Origin of the sequence: Acinetobacter pittii, assembly GCF_022449185.1 — a bacterium.
Lineage (GTDB): Bacteria > Pseudomonadota > Gammaproteobacteria > Pseudomonadales > Moraxellaceae > Acinetobacter > Acinetobacter pittii_I.
The window spans coordinates 1,062,306-1,079,115 of the sequence record NZ_JAKUKO010000001.1 but is presented as its reverse complement, the minus strand read 5'-3'; the positions used below and the strand labels follow the sequence as shown (position 1 = coordinate 1,079,115).

General features: G+C 39.1%; 14 protein-coding genes. 11 read left to right on the top strand and 3 right to left on the bottom strand.

Features of this window, described 5'->3' with window-relative positions:
* Positions 1 to 27: 27 nt before the first annotated feature.
* The 4 genes from trpB to MKX14_RS04955 all read left to right on the top strand — a co-directional run bounded on the left by trpB (position 28) and on the right by MKX14_RS04955 (position 4,671).
* Positions 28 to 1,233: a tryptophan synthase subunit beta gene (trpB, locus tag MKX14_RS04970; protein ID WP_069123227.1), complete on the top strand. Its 1,206-nt coding sequence runs from the start codon at positions 28 to 30 to the stop codon at positions 1,231 to 1,233.
* A 236-nt stretch (positions 1,234 to 1,469) separates the two neighbouring features.
* On the top strand, positions 1,470 to 2,477 hold the full coding sequence (prmB, locus tag MKX14_RS04965; protein WP_016141110.1) for a 50S ribosomal protein L3 N(5)-glutamine methyltransferase: 1,008 nt from the start codon (positions 1,470 to 1,472) through the stop codon (positions 2,475 to 2,477).
* A 12-nt stretch (positions 2,478 to 2,489) separates the two neighbouring features.
* Positions 2,490 to 3,581, top strand: a complete 1,092-nt coding sequence (aroC, locus tag MKX14_RS04960) for a chorismate synthase (RefSeq protein ID WP_240281926.1) — start codon at positions 2,490 to 2,492, stop codon at positions 3,579 to 3,581.
* A gap of 334 nt (positions 3,582 to 3,915) precedes the next feature.
* A complete protein-coding gene (locus MKX14_RS04955) occupies positions 3,916 to 4,671 on the top strand; it encodes a hypothetical protein (RefSeq protein ID WP_108010468.1) in 756 nt (251 codons plus the stop codon).
* Between the two features lie 270 nt (positions 4,672 to 4,941).
* Here the strand turns inward: MKX14_RS04955 and MKX14_RS04950 are convergent, their stop codons facing one another.
* Positions 4,942 to 6,171: a GGDEF domain-containing protein gene (locus MKX14_RS04950; protein ID WP_108010470.1), complete on the bottom strand. Its 1,230-nt coding sequence runs from the start codon at positions 6,169 to 6,171 to the stop codon at positions 4,942 to 4,944.
* Positions 6,172 to 6,491: 320 nt separating this feature from the next.
* On the opposite strand from MKX14_RS04950, the gene MKX14_RS04945 reads away from it, so the two are divergent.
* On the top strand, positions 6,492 to 7,244 hold the full coding sequence (locus MKX14_RS04945) for a TenA family transcriptional regulator (protein ID WP_044103210.1): 753 nt from the start codon (positions 6,492 to 6,494) through the stop codon (positions 7,242 to 7,244).
* A gap of 48 nt (positions 7,245 to 7,292) precedes the next feature.
* Here the strand turns inward: MKX14_RS04945 and MKX14_RS04940 are convergent, their stop codons facing one another.
* Positions 7,293 to 8,432: a transcriptional regulator gene (locus MKX14_RS04940; RefSeq protein WP_133480406.1), complete on the bottom strand. Its 1,140-nt coding sequence runs from the start codon at positions 8,430 to 8,432 to the stop codon at positions 7,293 to 7,295.
* Positions 8,433 to 8,588: 156 nt separating this feature from the next.
* A complete protein-coding gene (lipA, locus tag MKX14_RS04935; protein ID WP_240281925.1) occupies positions 8,589 to 9,575 on the bottom strand; it encodes a lipoyl synthase in 987 nt (328 codons plus the stop codon).
* Between the two features lie 363 nt (positions 9,576 to 9,938).
* Here lipA and acoA point away from each other — a divergent pair, with 363 nt between their 5' ends.
* Genes acoA through MKX14_RS04905 form a run of 6 tightly spaced genes read left to right on the top strand, consistent with a single transcriptional unit; the run spans position 9,939 to position 16,785 of the window.
* Positions 9,939 to 10,901, top strand: coding sequence for a thiamine pyrophosphate-dependent dehydrogenase E1 component subunit alpha (gene acoA, locus MKX14_RS04930; RefSeq protein WP_001177517.1), 963 nt, complete (start codon positions 9,939 to 9,941; stop codon positions 10,899 to 10,901).
* Positions 10,902 to 10,914: 13 nt separating this feature from the next.
* Positions 10,915 to 11,934, top strand: a complete 1,020-nt coding sequence (gene acoB / locus MKX14_RS04925; protein WP_077163966.1) for an alpha-ketoacid dehydrogenase subunit beta — start codon at positions 10,915 to 10,917, stop codon at positions 11,932 to 11,934.
* Position 11,935: 1 nt separating this feature from the next.
* A complete protein-coding gene (gene acoC / locus MKX14_RS04920) occupies positions 11,936 to 13,471 on the top strand; it encodes a 2-oxo acid dehydrogenase subunit E2 (protein ID WP_240281924.1) in 1,536 nt (511 codons plus the stop codon).
* Between the two features lie 10 nt (positions 13,472 to 13,481).
* The gene (gene lpdA / locus MKX14_RS04915) at positions 13,482 to 14,885 is read left to right on the top strand and encodes a dihydrolipoyl dehydrogenase (protein WP_108010474.1); all 1,404 of its coding nucleotides are present in this window, start codon (positions 13,482 to 13,484) and stop codon (positions 14,883 to 14,885) included.
* 26 nt (positions 14,886 to 14,911) lie between these two features.
* On the top strand, positions 14,912 to 15,697 hold the full coding sequence (gene budC, locus MKX14_RS04910; RefSeq protein ID WP_240281923.1) for an acetoin reductase: 786 nt from the start codon (positions 14,912 to 14,914) through the stop codon (positions 15,695 to 15,697).
* A gap of 29 nt (positions 15,698 to 15,726) precedes the next feature.
* Complete coding sequence (locus tag MKX14_RS04905; RefSeq protein ID WP_000642319.1) at positions 15,727 to 16,785, top strand: 2,3-butanediol dehydrogenase; 1,059 nt, start codon at positions 15,727 to 15,729, stop codon at positions 16,783 to 16,785.
* The last annotated feature ends 25 nt before the right edge of the window (positions 16,786 to 16,810 follow it).

The following is a 16,810-nucleotide window of genomic DNA, read 5'->3' as shown; positions in this document are numbered from 1 at the left end:
CTTTAATAATTTAAAAAGAGGGATGATATGCAACATCAAATTAATGGTATTGCTTTGCCAAATGAACAGGGATTTTTTGGTGAATATGGAGGCCAATTTATTCCTCCGCATTTAAAAGAAGCAATGGATGAAATTAATGTTGCTTATGAAGAAATTCGACATACACCAGAATTTCAAAATGAATTATCGGACCTCTTTTCAAATTATGTAGGTCGTCCAAGTCCTTTATTTCACGCAAAACGTCTTTCTGAGCAGTTAGGCGGTGCACAAATTTATTTAAAACGTGAAGACTTAAATCACACGGGTGCCCATAAAATTAATCACTGTTTAGGTGAGGCTCTACTTGCCAAATATATGGGCAAAGAGAAAGTCATTGCCGAGACTGGTGCGGGACAGCATGGCGTTGCTTTAGCAACGGCTTGTGCTTTAGTTGGTATTCCATGTGAAATTCACATGGGTCAAGTAGATATTGAAAAAGAACACCCTAATGTGGTCAAAATGAAAATTTTGGGTGCTCATTTAGTTTCAGTAACACGTGGTACAGCAACCTTAAAAGATGCAGTTGATAGCGCTTTTGAAGAATATTTAAAAGACCCTAAAAACTTTATTTATGCAATTGGTTCTGTGGTTGGACCACATCCATTTCCAAAAATGGTTCGAGATTTTCAATCGATTATTGGTAATGAAATTAAAGAGCAGACGCATCATCGTTTTGGTAAAAACCCAGATTATGTTGTCGCATGTGTTGGTGGCGGTTCAAATGCAATCGGTGCCTTTACAGCATTTCTAAATGATTCGGATGTGAAATTGGTTGGGGTTGAACCAGCAGGACATGGTTTAGAAACTCACATGCATTCGGCAACTTTAACCTTAGGTAAACCAAGTCAAATTCATGGTATGGCGTGTTACGTGCTTGAAAATGAAGCTGGTGAACCGTTACCCGTGCATTCTATTGCTTCAGGATTGGACTATCCTGGTGTTGGGCCACAGCATAGTTTCTTAAAAGATTTAGGCCGTGTGGAATATAGCACTGCAACTGACCAAGAATGTTTAGATGCTTTTATGACCTTATCTCGTGTAGAAGGAATTGTTCCTGCGCTTGAAAGCTCACACGCTGTCGCATGGGCAATACGAGAAGCACCAAAGCTGTCGAAAGAAACCATGATTGTGGTTAATCTTTCTGGTCGTGGAGACAAAGATTCGGATTATGTGGCAGAAAAACTTAAGCTTTAAACCAACTAAACACAAAAAGCGGTCAATATTTAAAGACCGCTTTTTTATTTCATAGACGAAATCTATCCTTTGTTAAAAGTTCATTATTTCTTAATTAAAACAAAGTATTCTGATTTTAAGCTGTGATTGTTAGAGATAGGTGTGTAAAACACTGCTTCACAAGGCAAAGCGTTGCGTTGCTTTGTCTCACTCAGTAGAATAGTCACTTTGCAAAATTTGCCTTTGGAGACGCCTAAGTGGAGCGACCGACGATTAGCCCTGAACATTTACAGGAAGCTGCTGAAAATTTATCTACAATTCGAGATTTTATTCGCTTTGGGGTATCAGCATTACGTCAACATGATGCACATTTAGGACAAGGTACTGAAGATTATTTTGCAGAAAGTTCTGCATTAGTTTTACAAACCTTATCTCTTGAATGGTCAGCAGACGCAGAAATTCTAGATGCTAAGCTTTTGCCAAGTGAAAAAGCAGAATTCTTAAGTTTGTTAGAACGTCGTATTAATGACCGTATTCCCACATCTTATTTATTAAATTTAGCTTACTTCTTTAATAAGCCATTTTATGTCGATGAGCGTGTACTTATTCCTCGTTCACCAATTGCAGAGTTAATTGAGCAACGTTTTGCACCATATTGCTTAGATGAAAATGGTCAAATGCGTGAAGCACTTAACAACCTGCCAGAAAATGCAAAACCTAAAACTCCACAGCGTATTTTAGATATGTGTACAGGTTCTGGTTGTATTGCTGTAGCTTTGGCTTATGCTTACCCAGATGCGGAAGTGGATGCAACGGACATCTCTAAAGAAGCCTTAGAAGTAGCATCGATTAATGTTGAACACCACAATAAGCAATATCAAGTTGCGTTACTTGAATCAGACCTATTTGCCAAGATTCCAGCTGAAAACCAGTACGATTTAATTGTAAGTAACCCTCCGTATGTTGATGCCGAAGATATGGCTGACTTACCGGAAGAGTTTTTACACGAACCTGAGCTTGCATTGGCAGCAGGCCAAGATGGTTTAGACCTCGTGCGTAAAATGCTTGCTCAAGCAGCAGATTATTTAACTGAAGATGGTTTAATTGTCATTGAAGTGGGTAATTCTGAATGGGCTATGCGCCAAAACTTCAATACTATTGATTTCAACTGGCTTACTTTCCAAAAAGGTGGTTCTGGCATTTTTGCTTTAACCGCAGAACAATGTCGTCGTTATAGAAAACTATTTGAACAGCAACAAGCATAAGGAGTTGTACATATGGCAGGGAACAGTATTGGACAACTCTTTCGTGTAACGACATGTGGTGAGTCTCATGGCGTTGGCTTAATGGCAATTGTTGATGGCGTGCCACCTGGTCTTGAGTTAACCGAAGAAGATCTACAAAAAGATCTGGACCGCCGTAAGCCGGGTACATCAAAATTTGCGACTCAGCGCAAAGAACCTGATCAGGTTGAAATTATTTCTGGTGTGTTTGAAGGTAAAACTACTGGTACGCCAATTGGTTTACTCATTCGTAATACTGACCAAAAATCGAAAGATTACGGCAATATTGCTCAGACTTTTAGACCGGGTCATGCGGACTACACCTATACACAAAAGTATGGTTTCCGTGATTACCGTGGTGGCGGTCGTTCGAGTGCACGTGAAACTGCGATGCGTGTTGCAGCGGGTGCTATTGCTAAAAAATATTTAGCAGAAAAATTTGGTGTATTGATTCGCGGTCACGTCACACAAATTGGTAATGAAGTTGCCGAAAAACTGGATTGGAATGAAGTTCCAAATAATCCGTTTTTCTGTGGCGATGTAGATGCTGTTCTTCGTTTTGAAGCATTAGTTACGTCTTTACGTGAACAAGGTACAAGCTGCGGGGCTAAGCTAGAAATTTTAGCTGAAAAAGTTCCTGTAGGCTGGGGTGAACCTGTTTTTGACCGCCTAGATGCTGACATTGCTCATGCCATGATGAGTATTAATGCGGTAAAAGGTGTAGAAATCGGTGATGGGTTCGCAGTTGCTGGGCAATTTGGTCATGAAACACGTGATGAGTTGACGAGTAAAGGCTTCTTAGCGAACCATGCAGGGGGTATTTTAGGCGGTATTTCGAGTGGTCAGACGATTCGAGTTGCCATTGCATTAAAACCTACTGCAAGTATTACAACACCAGGTAAAACGATTAATTTAAGTCGTGAAGATACGGATGTGTTAACTAAAGGTCGTCATGACCCATGTGTAGGTGTACGAGCAACTCCAATTGCAGAAGCAATGTTGGCTATTGTCCTAATGGATCACTTCCTACGCCATCGTGCACAAAATGCAGATGTTGTTCCACCGTTTGCACCAATTGAACCATAGTTATAATTTTGACTATAGTAAATTAAGCCTCCATATTTAACTTAAACTTGGGGGCTTTAATTTTTTATAACATTCGGCTTTATTAAATTTTAAATTATTTTCTTGTCTTATAATCTTTATATAAATATAATACCGGCGATTTATTTTTGAATATATTTATCTTTTGACTTTAGAAATTAATGTTTTATTAATTTACTTAGTACATCTGATATCTATATTTATTTATAGAAGGTAATTTTAATGAATTGCTTCTATTTTAATCTATTACATATTTACATTTTATTATTTTAAGTAACAAATCTTCTAAGTCATCATTGAAATTGGGGAAATATCAATGAATCAATGCACATATAGAATTGGCTGTATGTCAAAGGATAAGCTATTGCCTAAAAATTTACGGGCAATGATAAAAGTTATTCATGACTTGTCTTTGTCATCTCAGTTATCTGAAAACTGGGTGTATAATGATGATAATCCAGATATACATATTATTGATTTAGATAGTGGTTATACCAATATTCTTCTTCCTAAAAAAATTAAAATCGTATTAAGTAATAATCCCGAACTTTTAAGAGGCTACCAATATAGGCTGAAAAGACCAATACGCTATCCAGAACTTTTAAGTATTTTAAAAGAAATAGAAAACAACGAATATTTTCAAAAGACTCATCAAGAGCGTATAACAAATAATAAAAATATAACTAACAAAGATTCTTTGGAAACAAAAATTTCATATAAACTGGTTTGTTATCCAAATTTCAAGAACATTCATGACGAACAAATCGTTAATGTAACTAGAGTTTGTGCTTTATTATCTATTGAATCAAAAACAGTTCAAGAGATTAAGAAGTTTTTAAACTTATCTGTAGATGAAATACATAAAATTATAGAAATTATTAAAAAAGAAGCTTATCCAAACTATGAAACGATACATGAAAACATTGTTTCAATACTGCCATTTTCAAGTGAGACTATTCCTGTTGTACCACAAAGAATACAGCAAAGTTTATTGCTTAATTTTATCAATAAACTCTGGAATAAGTTAAAATTAAAAAATTTAATGAACTGGCGTATTTTTAAATTAGAGTAGTTGAATACTCATTTAAAAGGTCAATATTTAAAATATTTTACACATATAAATGATATAAATTTACCATATGGTTTATATGACTTATTTTTAGTAGGATATTTTAGGACTAAATTTAAGAAATTTTGGATCTATACTAGATTTAAATTACATGTTAGCTTTTCCAGCGAATTGGAAAAGCTAATTGATTATTTCTAGACATTTTAATTTGAAAAGGGAAGCTATAAAAGATCATACTTATTCAAAAATCATTTTGAATAACGGTCTGACTTTCTACGTCAGATCTACAATTTGTTCTTCATTTAAAGCAATCTTATATTGATTACGTCCATTGGTTTTTGCTTTATATAATGCATGGTCAGCTCGTGCAACAAAAGCAGAAATAGAATCGTTTAGACGTGGAATTGTGGTCGCGACTCCTACACTAATAGTGACATGTGGTGAAACATCACTACATGGATGTTTAATTGCAATTTTATTAATCGCACTCATTAAACGTTCGACTTGTATCAAAGCTTGCTGAGAATTTGTCATTGGAAATAGTAGTAAGAACTCTTCACCACCATAACGAGCAACTAAATCTCCACTACGAGCAGCAATGGAAGAAATAGCGATTGAGATTTCTTTCAAACATTCATCACCTTTGAGATGCCCTAGCGTGTCATTGTATGCTTTAAAATAATCGATATCGACCATCATAATAGTGAGTGGAGTTTCATGTCGTAATGCACGGCGCCATTCATTATCCAAGGTTTCATCTAGATAACGTCGATTGGCTAAACCAGTAAGTGCATCTTGCTGCGAAAGTAATGATAACTGCTGCGCTTGTTGCATAAGTTCAATGCGGTTTAGCTCAATCATACAGTTTTGTAAGTAGTTTTCTCGATGTTGACGGTCAGTTGCATAGGCAAGAGTCATTCCCAAAAAGCTACTGAAGGTATAAGTTCGGTTCAAAAAGGTCCAGTCGATCACACCATTTAAGTGGTTGCTTACTAAAATTCCAACTAGCCCTCCGGTCCATCCAGCAAATATGGCGGTATAGAAGCGCATACCTACTGCACCATAAATAATAACGATTGCATACATCATCGCAGCATGAAAAAGAACATTATCTTGTCCATTCTCAATAACATTAATTAAAATAAAAGTAATTGCTACCGCTAAAGCCGAGCCAATTCCTACATAATAATCAAAATACTGATTTAATTTTTTAATAAATGATAAAATCCAAGCGATAAGAACAATTACACCTACCCAAGAATAATAGCTAAACCAGGATAAAACTTGCTCACTTGGTAAAACTTGATATATACCAAAGCTTAAAAATATATATAATATTAAAATAATAGGTGCTCTATAGCGGAACTCATAGGCAGCGCCATTTTGATATTGAAAACGATAAATCGTTTCAAGCTGCTTTGGAAACCATACGAAGTTTAATCCTCGTGTGGTTAATAAATCTATTTGTTCCTGTCCCAATATATTGGAACCCTGCAACTTCATAATTAATGCTCTCTATATTGGAAGTTGTCATAAAATGAGACTTATTTTAAGTAAAGTTCCATCTAAAAATATTGATTATATAATGTGTGGTTTATTCAAAATAATAATACAGATTTTTTAAAAAAGTAATGATTTTTATCTATGTTAAGTGTGATAAAAATCACGACATTTCAATGATTAGCGCAACAATTATCTAAAGAGCCGCAATCCGTCGAAAAAAGTTACAAATGGTCTATTACCGATTGTATCTTTATCATTTTCGGATAGACTTATAGCGTGAAACACAGATGATTGCTGTCATATAAATAGGAAAATTAGCAATGACTGCTCTAAATCAATATGGAATGAATTTAGAAATTACGCCGCATAGTGGATGGTCACAACGGTTCTGGGATGACCTGTTACCAGCTAAAGAACGGGTGAGTAAACATCCGTTTTTTACGGAAATGGCCAATGGGGGATTGAGCCTAGATAGTTTTCGTTATGCTCTACTTAATTTCTATCCATTAGTCGCCCATTTTCCATCATATATGGCTGGAGCGTTGGGGAAAGCGACAGGATTTTCTGAACCGGGAGTTACCGAAGCGCGAGATTGGTTAATCCAAAATATTAAGGTAGAAGAGCGACACTTAAAATGGTATCGCGATTGGGCTGGAGGTTTTGGTTTAACAGTTGAAGAACTTGATCGCGTACGTCCACCAGCTGCTATGAACGCGGTAAACCATTTTCTATGGAATATGAGTCATCGAGGCAATTTGGCAGAATGTCTGGCTGCAACAAATTTGGCAATTGAATGGGCAACTGGAGATTGGTCTATTCAAGTGTATAAAGGGATTCATACTTATACAGATCATCCTGAAGTAACGATTGATAAACGTTCTTTAGCTTGGTTGCGCGCTCATGCACATTACGATGATCTTCATCCATATGAAGCTATGGAGTTGATTAAACGCTTATGCAATGATCGTCCTGACTGGCAGCAAAAAGCATTTCATGCTGCTGAAGAAGGGCTGCGATATTATGAATTAGCTTTGGACGACTGCTATAGGATACAGCTTCAAGCCTCTGCTTGATCTAGCCTTAAAAAGGGAGAATATCGTATGGATATTCTCCCTTTTATTTTATTCGAGCAACTTTAAGAGTTTAGTTCGATAAGGTGTTTCTTCGGGTAATAATTCAAGTAAACGTTCCACAGCATCTACACGGTCTGGTACACGACTGACTACACGTAATAATTGATCAATATCTTCAATTTGATAAATCACATGACTCAAACGAGCGTCAAAACAATCTCTCCATGCACATAAAAAAGGACTTTCTGATTTAGCTAAGAAACTTCCTCTATAGAGTGTAAGCGTAGTTGATGTGAAGCCTAGGTTTAATGCTTGTTCGGCCATTAAAAAATCACATTGAATTTCGCAGTTAAGTCTATATGGTCGTGACTCGATAACGTCGGGTATTAAGTTTCTGAGTTGAGAAAGTTCTGCTTTTAAAGTGGTGGTACTTACAGGCCGATCACCATATAAAGCATAGTGAAGTTCTTCAAGATTAATCCCTTCCGGACAAAGAGTTAAAATACATAGAATCTCAATTTGACGTTGAGTTAATGTAAGGCTGTGTTGGTTATATTGAACTTTAGGAGTACCGAAGGCTTTAATATATAAGATATTTTTTTGATGAAGCTGAATTGCTTGTTTAACAATGTCAGCACAACGCTCTACTGCTAAAACTCCAAGTGAATTATGTTTTTGATATTTGGTCGATAAATTCATAATTCCATAAAACTGACCTGTATTCGCATCGGTAATCGGTGCTGCATAACAGACCCAGTCTCTGACACTATTCATTTGGTTTTCGTGAGAGTAAACACAGCTTGCAGAATGTGTATTTAATGCTAGACCAATGGCATTTTGACCTACTGCCTGTGTAGACCATTGTCCACCTTCGACAAAGTGTACTTGCTCTGCCGATGAGCGCATAGGATGACTACTCCATGTCCAAAGTAGAGTACCATGAGGATCAGTCACACCAATGGCCATATCGGCATCTTCGGCAATATGCATCAAGTTACGGTGGCATTCATGAATCGAACGACCAAATAATGAATGTTCCCATTCCTCACCCAGATCAAACAAAGGTGCTGCCTCAAGGTCAAGTGATGGTTTTTTTCCTAATTGTTTAGAATGAGATGAGAATTCCGGCCGAAATAAGGACGGGGTAGTATCTATTAAAGGCGATGATAATTGTTCTGACATATCCATATCGAAATTCCTTTATCATTGAAATGGCGTATCCGTAGCCGCTCAACATCTATAACTTTCTTATTGTGACTATTTCCTAGTTATCTCCTTACCTTAAATAATTTTATAAGTCTTGACCATTATCCTATTGGATAAGTTTTGTTAATTGCCTAATCATTAAGATAAGACATCTTGTCGGCTGAAAGGCTTTGGCACTTCTTCTCCGAAATATTGTCGATCAGCAAAATAGCTAGAACGAACCATAGGTGCACTCCAAATACTATTAAAACCTAATCGCTTACCGTGTCGAGTATATCGTTCAAATTCTTGTAAATTTACAAACCGATGAATAGGCGCATGTGATTTTGAAGGCTGAAGATATTGACCAATCGTGACAAGATCGACTTGATAGTCTTTTAAATCGTTGAGTAGGGCAAGCACTTCAGCCTCTATTTCTCCTAATCCAACCATCAGGCCAGACTTGGTTTTGATATCGGGACAATATGCTTTAAAGCGTTTAAGTAACTCAAGCGAATGTTGATAATCTGAACCGGGGCGCATCGCTTTATATAAACGAGGAACGGTCTCAATATTATGATTAAACACATCTGGAGGCGATAAGCTCAAAGTCGAAAGCGCTGTCTCTAAACGACCGCGAAAATCTGGTACTAAAATCTCAATCAATGTTTCTGGACAACGTTTTCTAATTTCTTCAATACACTTTACAAAATGTGCAGCGCCGCCATCATGTAGATCATCGCGGTCTACAGAGGTAATCACGACATACTTTAAGTTTAGATTTGCGACTGTTTCTGCCAGATGCTTAGGTTCATCTTCATCTAGCGGTTTTGGACGACCATGAGCGACATCACAAAATGGGCAGCGACGAGTGCAGATATCGCCCATAATCATAAATGTTGCCGTACCTCCACCAAAACATTCCGGTAAATTTGGACACGCCGCTTCTTCGCAAACACTGTGTAACTTCTGTTGGCGTAGCAAATTTTTTATGCGGTTAATTTCTTCAAAATCGGTTATTTTGGCTCTAATCCAGTCAGGTTTAGTCGGTAACTCTTCTGTAGGTAAAATTTTAATCGGAATGCGAGCAACTTTATCCGCTCCTCTTAATTTAATACCAGTTTCTATTTGCCTTTTTAAGTCCATATATAAAATTCCATTTTATATTAAATAACTTTTAACTAGACTCTATATAATAAAAATCCTTATAATTTAAATAAAGGATATGGAGTTTATTAATGAGCGTAGTACACAGCTAATATTATAAATTAATAAAGGTTGGTTAAAGGTTTGTTTCACAAGCCAATGAAATATATTAAAATTTTTTTTATTTTATTTTTGCTTTACAAGTTTTTGAAAAATAAAAAATTATATCCATAAAAATCATTTAAAAATTTTTAGTCTAATAGCATATTAAATTAAATTGAGCTTTATTATTTATAGCGAAATATATAACTCTCGCTGAAACTTGGTTGATTTTTAATAATCAAGATAATAAAGGAAAAGGATATGCAATTAACGGAAGAGCAATTACTCGCAGCATATAAACGCATGCGTGATATTCGTGAATTTGAGGATCGACTTCACGAAGAAAATACCAATGGTGATATTCCAGGTTTTATTCACTTATATAGTGGTGAAGAAGCTGTAGCAGTCGGGATTTGCGAAAACTTAACCGACAAAGACTATATCACTTCAACACACCGTGGACATGGACACTGTATTGCAAAAGGCTGTGACATTCACGCCATGATGCTGGAAATTTTCGGTAAAGATGACGGACTATGCCGTGGAAAAGGCGGTTCTATGCATATTGCCGATTTAGATAAAGGTATGCTCGGTGCCAACGGGATTGTGGGTGGTGGACCTCCTTTAGCCATTGGTGCGGCGTTGACAGCGAAAACCTTAAAGACTGGTGGTGTCGGACTGTCTTTTACAGGTGATGGTGGCTCAAACCAAGGCCTTACCTTTGAAGCGATGAATATGGCTGTTGTGCTTAAACTTCCAGTCATTTTCGTTTTTGAAAATAACGGTTTTGGCGAAGGTACTGGTCATGATTATGCAGTAGGAAGCAAAGACATTGCTGGCCGTGCAGCAGGGTTCGGTTTACCGGCAGTTAAAGTTGACGGTACTGATTTCTTTGCCGTCTATGAAGCTGCTCAAACTGCCATTGAACGCGCGCGCCGTGGTGAAGGTCCAAGCGTGATTGAAACCATTACAAACCGTTTTTATGGCCACTTCGAAGGTGACCCTGGCTTGATTCGTTCTAAAGAAGAAGTCGAGTTCATTAAAGAAAATAAAGATCCTTTGAAAATTTTCCGTGAGAAAGTCAAAGGCAAAATTGATGAAGCCAAACTAGACGAGATTGATGCAGCTTCAAAGGCAAATGTTGATGATGCCGTTGCTAAAGCCCGTGCTGCGGCATACCCAAAACCAGAACAACTCCTTACTGACGTCTATGTCTCTTACTAAAGGAATAGTAAAGATGCCAAATAAAAGTTTTCGTAATGCAATTAAAGAAGCCATTGAATCAGAAATGCGTCGTGACCCAACTGTATTTGTTGTTGGTGAAGATGTTCGCGGTGGGCACGGCGGTAAGAACACTGAAGACAACCAGTTGGAAGGTTTCGGTGGTGTACTCGGCGTAACCAAAGGTTTATGGACAGAGTTTGGTTCGGAACGTGTGATTGATACACCAATTACCGAGTCTGCAATTATCGGTATGGCCGCCGGTGCGGCTGCAACAGGTTTACGTCCTGTTGCTGATTTAATGTTTATGGACTTCTATGGCGTGTGTCATGACATGCTCTATAACCAAGCCGCTAAATTCCGTTATATGTTTGGCGGAAAAGCAAAAGCACCCATGGTTGTACGTGGCATGATTGGCGCAGGTTTTTCTGCGGCAGCTCAGCATTCTCAGTCACCATATAACGTATTTGCCGCGGTTCCAGGCTTAAAAGTTGTGGTTCCATCTAGCCCATATGATGTGAAAGGGCTGTTAATTCAGGCTATTCGTGATGATGACCCTGTGGTGTTCTGCGAACATAAAATGCTATATGACATTAAAGGTGAAGTTCCAGATGATGCCTATACCATTCCTTTTGGTGTAGCAAATTACACCCGCGAAGGCACAGACGTGACCATTATTGCTTTAGGCCTGATGGTACACCGCGCCAATGAGGTGGCAGACAAATTGGCAAAAGATGGTATTTCGGTTGAAGTGGTAGACCCTCGTACGATTTCACCTCTTGATGAAGAAGGAATTTTAGAGTCTGTTGCATCAACTGGACGCGTGGTCATTGTGGATGAATCAGCAGCACGCTGTGGTTTTGGTCATGATGTGGCTGCACTGATTGCTCAAAAAGGTTTCCACTATTTGAAAGCACCTGTTGAACTCGTAACGCCACCACATACGCCTGTTCCATTCTCTCCAGTTTTAGAAAAAGAATGGATTCCAAGTGTAGAGCGTATTGAGCAAGCTGTGCGAAAAACATTGGAGGCTTAGGATGAGCGAAATTAAAACGCTGGAGATCCCGAAATGGGGATTATCTATGGAAGAAGGCACGATCGCCCAATGGTTGATTAAAGAGGGTGATAGCTTTAATAAGGGCGATGAAATTTGTGAAATTGAAACCACAAAAATTGTTAATGTATTGGAAGCACCTTTTGCTGGAACGCTCCGTAAAATTTTAGCGAAAGATGGTGATACTTTACCTGTTGGTGGTCTTATTGCTGTATGTGCTGAAAGCCAAGTTTCTGATGCAGAAATTGAAAAGTTTATTGCGTCATTAGGTGGTTCAGCTGCTAAAGCCCATGAAGCACCTTCGGAGCAAAGTAAAGCAGAAACATCTGCACCTGTTACTGAAAAAGCAGAACAGCCACAGACTTCAACAGCTAGTGCTCCAGTTCCTATAAAGGTAGCTAAAGGTGACTACGCTGTACCAGAGTCATTACAAGGCTATCAAACGCCTGATGATTTGTTTGCAACACCGCATGCGTTAAAGCTTGCAGAAAAGCACAATGTAAACTTGGCAAAAGTCACTGGTTCTGGTCGTGAAGGACGTATTAGTGTTCAAGACATCCAGAAGGCTGTACAAGCTGCTGGTGGTCAATGGCCTGATGTTAAGCAGCAAATTCAAGCTAAAGTGGTTAAATCTACAGCCGATGATAGCCAAGTTTTAGCGACACCTGTGGCACGTCGTTTGGCAAAACACTGGGGCATTAATCTAAATGACTGCCGTGTTTCAGGTACTCGTGGCCGTGTCTGTAAAGAAGATGTTGAAGCGGTTTATTACCGTAATAATCCAACCTCGGTAAATGAACAATCTGCTCAATGTGCTGCTCAACCACAATCAACCGTTACGACTGTGGCGATGAATGGGATGCGGAAAGCAATTGCTTCACGGTTACAGGCTGCAAAACGTAACGCACCGCATTTCCGCTTAGTGATCGATCTTAACGTAGAGGCTTTGCAAAAACTACGTAAGCAGATTAATGAGACTGTTCCACAAGTGAAACTTTCTATTAATGACATGCTAATTAAGGCAGCGGCGGCGGCACTGATTAAAGTACCTGAGGTAAACGTTCAATTTGATGAGGCGACTCAATCAATTTTACAGTTCTCTCAAGCGGATATTTCGGTGGCCGTAGCGATTCCAAACGGTTTAATTACACCAATTGTAAAAGCAGCAAATCAGAAGTCTTTAGCACAGATTTCCGATGACATGCGTGATTTGGCAACGCGTGCTAAGACGGGCAAGTTACAACCTGACGAGTTTCAGGGCGGTAGCTTTAGCATTTCAAATTTAGGAATGTTAGGCATTAAACAGTTCGATGCCATTATTAATCCACCGCAAGGTGCAATTATGGCATTAGGCGCTTCTGAATCTCGCGCTGTTGTTGAAAATGGCAATATAGTGGTTCGTGAGATTGTCACAGCGACGTTGTCTTGCGATCACCGAGTTATTGATGGCGCAGTTGGGGCGAAATTCTTGGCCAGCTTTAAGCAGTTTGTTGAAAACCCTGCTTTAATTTTGGTGTAGGAGAACCCGCATGTCAGAAGCTCAATTTGATTTAATTGTGATTGGCGCGGGACCGGGTGGGTATGTGGCTGCAATTCGTGCAGCCCAGCTCGGGTTAAAAACCGCAATTGTAGAAGAGCAACATTTAGGCGGAATTTGTCTAAATTGGGGCTGTATTCCAACTAAAGCTTTGCTTGCAGGGGCAGAGCTTGCAAACCAGTTTAAACATGCCGGACAGTTTGGTTTTCAAGTATCTCAACTCGATTTTGATATTCAAAAGCTTGTGCAGCATAGCCGACAAGTGTCAGCTCAGTTAGTACAAGGCATCGATTACTTACTGAAAAAGAATCTGGTGACGGTTTTTAATGGTCGTGCTCAGCTTACGGCAAAAGAAAAACTTGAAGTGACAGATGCTCAAGGTAACAGTCAGGATTTGAGTGCACCACATATCATTTTGGCAACTGGAGCTAAAGCTCGACATGTTCCTCAGCTTCCTGTCGATGGAACATATGTCTGGAGCTATAAAGAAGCGCTTGTTCCAGAGCAGTTACCGAAAAGTTTACTGGTTGTAGGTTCAGGTGCAATTGGTAGTGAGTTTGCTAGCCTTTATCAAGATTTGGGTTGTCAGGTGACATTAATTGATTTAGCCAAGCAGATTTTACCAACTGAAGATGCGGAAGTTGCCCAATTTGTCAGAAAACAATTTGAACAAAAAGGTATGAAAGTCTTAACCGATGCTGTCGTTCAAAGTATTCAGATTGAAAATGAGCAAGTCCACTGTGTGGTTGAAACGGCAAATGATGTTCAAACGCTTGTTTTTGATCGCGTGCTTTCGGCAATTGGTGTACAGCCTAATACCACGGGGCTAGGAATAGAACGTTTAGGTGTAGAACTCAATCCACAAGGTTTTGTGGCAATTGATGACTATTGTAAAACCAATGTAGTAGGGCTTTATGCCATTGGTGATGTGGCTGGAGCACCATGTCTTGCGCATAAAGCAAGCCATGAAGCCATGATATGTGTTGAGAAAATTGCTGGTGTAGCTAATGTGCATTCACTCGATCGTAGCCAGATTCCGGGTTGTATTTTTACTCATCCACAAGTAGCGAGTATTGGTTTAACGGAAAATGCAGCAAAAGCTAAGAATCTACCTATACGAATCGGTAAGTTTTCTTTAACTGCAAATGGTAAAGCTTTAGCAATTGGAGATGCGTCAGGTTTCGTTAAAACGGTGATACATGCAGAAACGGGTGAATTACTTGGTGCACATATGGTGGGTCATGAAGTGACCGAACATATTCAAGGCTTTGCGATTGCCAAATATCTAGAAGCAACTGATGAAAGTTTAGCTCAAGTGATTTTCCCACATCCAACCTTATCAGAAGCCATGCATGAGTCCATTTTGGCCTCAATGCAACGAGCGATTCATATGTAGAAATTCTACATTTACAGGAGTTGAACATGGTTAAGGGATTAAAAAATAAAGTCGTTTTAGTGACTGGGGCAGCTCAAGGCATTGGCCGTGGGATTGCCCTGCGCTTGGCGCAAGAAGGAGCACATATTGCATTAGTTGATATGAAACAAGATCGACTGAACGATGTGCAGCAGGAAATTCAGGCTTTAGGTGTAAATGTGAGCACATTTATTGCTAATGCAAGTGACCGCGAGCAAGTGTATGCTGCTATAAATCATGCTGAGCAGACACTTGGCGGGTTTGATGTCATGATTAATAACGCTGGAATTGCACAAGTTCAAGCGATTGCTGATATCACACCGGATGAATTTCAAAAAATTGTTGATATCAATATTGGTGGAGTGCTGTGGGGAATACAGGCCGCTGCTGCAAAATTTAAGCAACGCCAACATAAAGGTAAAATCATTAATGCCTGCTCAATTGCAGGCCATGATGGGTTTGCTTTACTCGGTATTTACTCGGCAACCAAATTTGCAGTACGTGCACTTACCCAAGCTGCGGCAAAAGAATATGCCAGTCACGGTATTACGGTAAATGGATATTGCCCTGGAATTGTCGGAACTGACATGTGGGTTGAAATCGATAAACGTTTTGCTGAAATTACCGGTGCAGCAATCGGTGAAACTTATAAAAAATATGTGGAAGGCATTGCTTTAGGTAGAGCTCAAACACCAGACGATGTAGCCGCATTAGTTGCTTTTCTGGCAAGTGAAGATTCGGACTATATTACGGGTCAATCTATTTTAACAGACGGCGGAATAGTCTATCGCTAAAACAACATCCTGATTTGAGGGAGATAATAATGAAAGCAGCGCGTTTTTATGACAGAGGCGATATTCGTATTGAAGATATCCCTGAACCAGAAGTCACTCCTGGCACTGTAGGTATCAAGGTGGCTTGGTGTGGAATCTGTGGTACAGATTTACATGAGTTTATGGAAGGACCGATTTTTATTCCACCATGTGGACATCCTCATCCTATTTCAGGCGAATCTGCGCCGATTACCATGGGACATGAATTTTCAGGTGTGGTCTATGCCGTAGGTGAAGGTGTTGATGATATTGAAATTGGTCAGCATGTCGTCGTAGAGCCTTATATTGTGGCCGATGATGTGCCGACTGGACCGGGCGATAATTATCATCTTTCCAAAAATATGAACTTTATTGGTTTAGGCGGCCGTGGCGGTGGTTTATCGGAAAAAATTGCGGTTAAACGCCGTTGGGTGCATCCAATTTCCAATAAAATTCCACTGGATCAGGCGGCCTTAATTGAACCGTTATCGGTAGGTCATCATGCCTATGTGCGCAGTGGTGCAAAGGCTGGTGACATTGCACTGGTTGGCGGTGCAGGTCCAATTGGTTTATTGCTTTCGGCAATTTTAAAAGCGAAAGGTCTTAAGGTCATCATTACCGAGCTAAGTGCAAAACGTAAAGAAAAAGCCAAAGAGTCGGGTGTTGCAGATTATATTTTAGACCCGTCAGAAGTTGATGTTGTTTCTGAGGTTATGAAAATTACTAATGGCGATGGTGTTGATGTTGCATTTGAATGTAGTAGCGTTAACAAGGTATTAGATACTTTGGTTGCGGCAGTGAAACCAACAGGCGTTATCGTTATTGTTTCGATTTGGAGCCATCCAGCATCAATTAATGTGCATAGTGTGGTGATGAAAGAGCTCGATGTAAGAGGCACAATTGCCTACGTAAATGACCATCAAGAAACTATTAAACTGGTCGAAGAAGGTAAAATAAATCTGGAACCTTTTATTACGCAGCGCATTCAACTTGATGATTTGATTTCACAAGGTTTTGAAACCTTAATTCATAACAATGAGTCAGCCGTTAAGATTATTGTACATCCATAAATAGGTACTTAAGCCTATAAAAAGA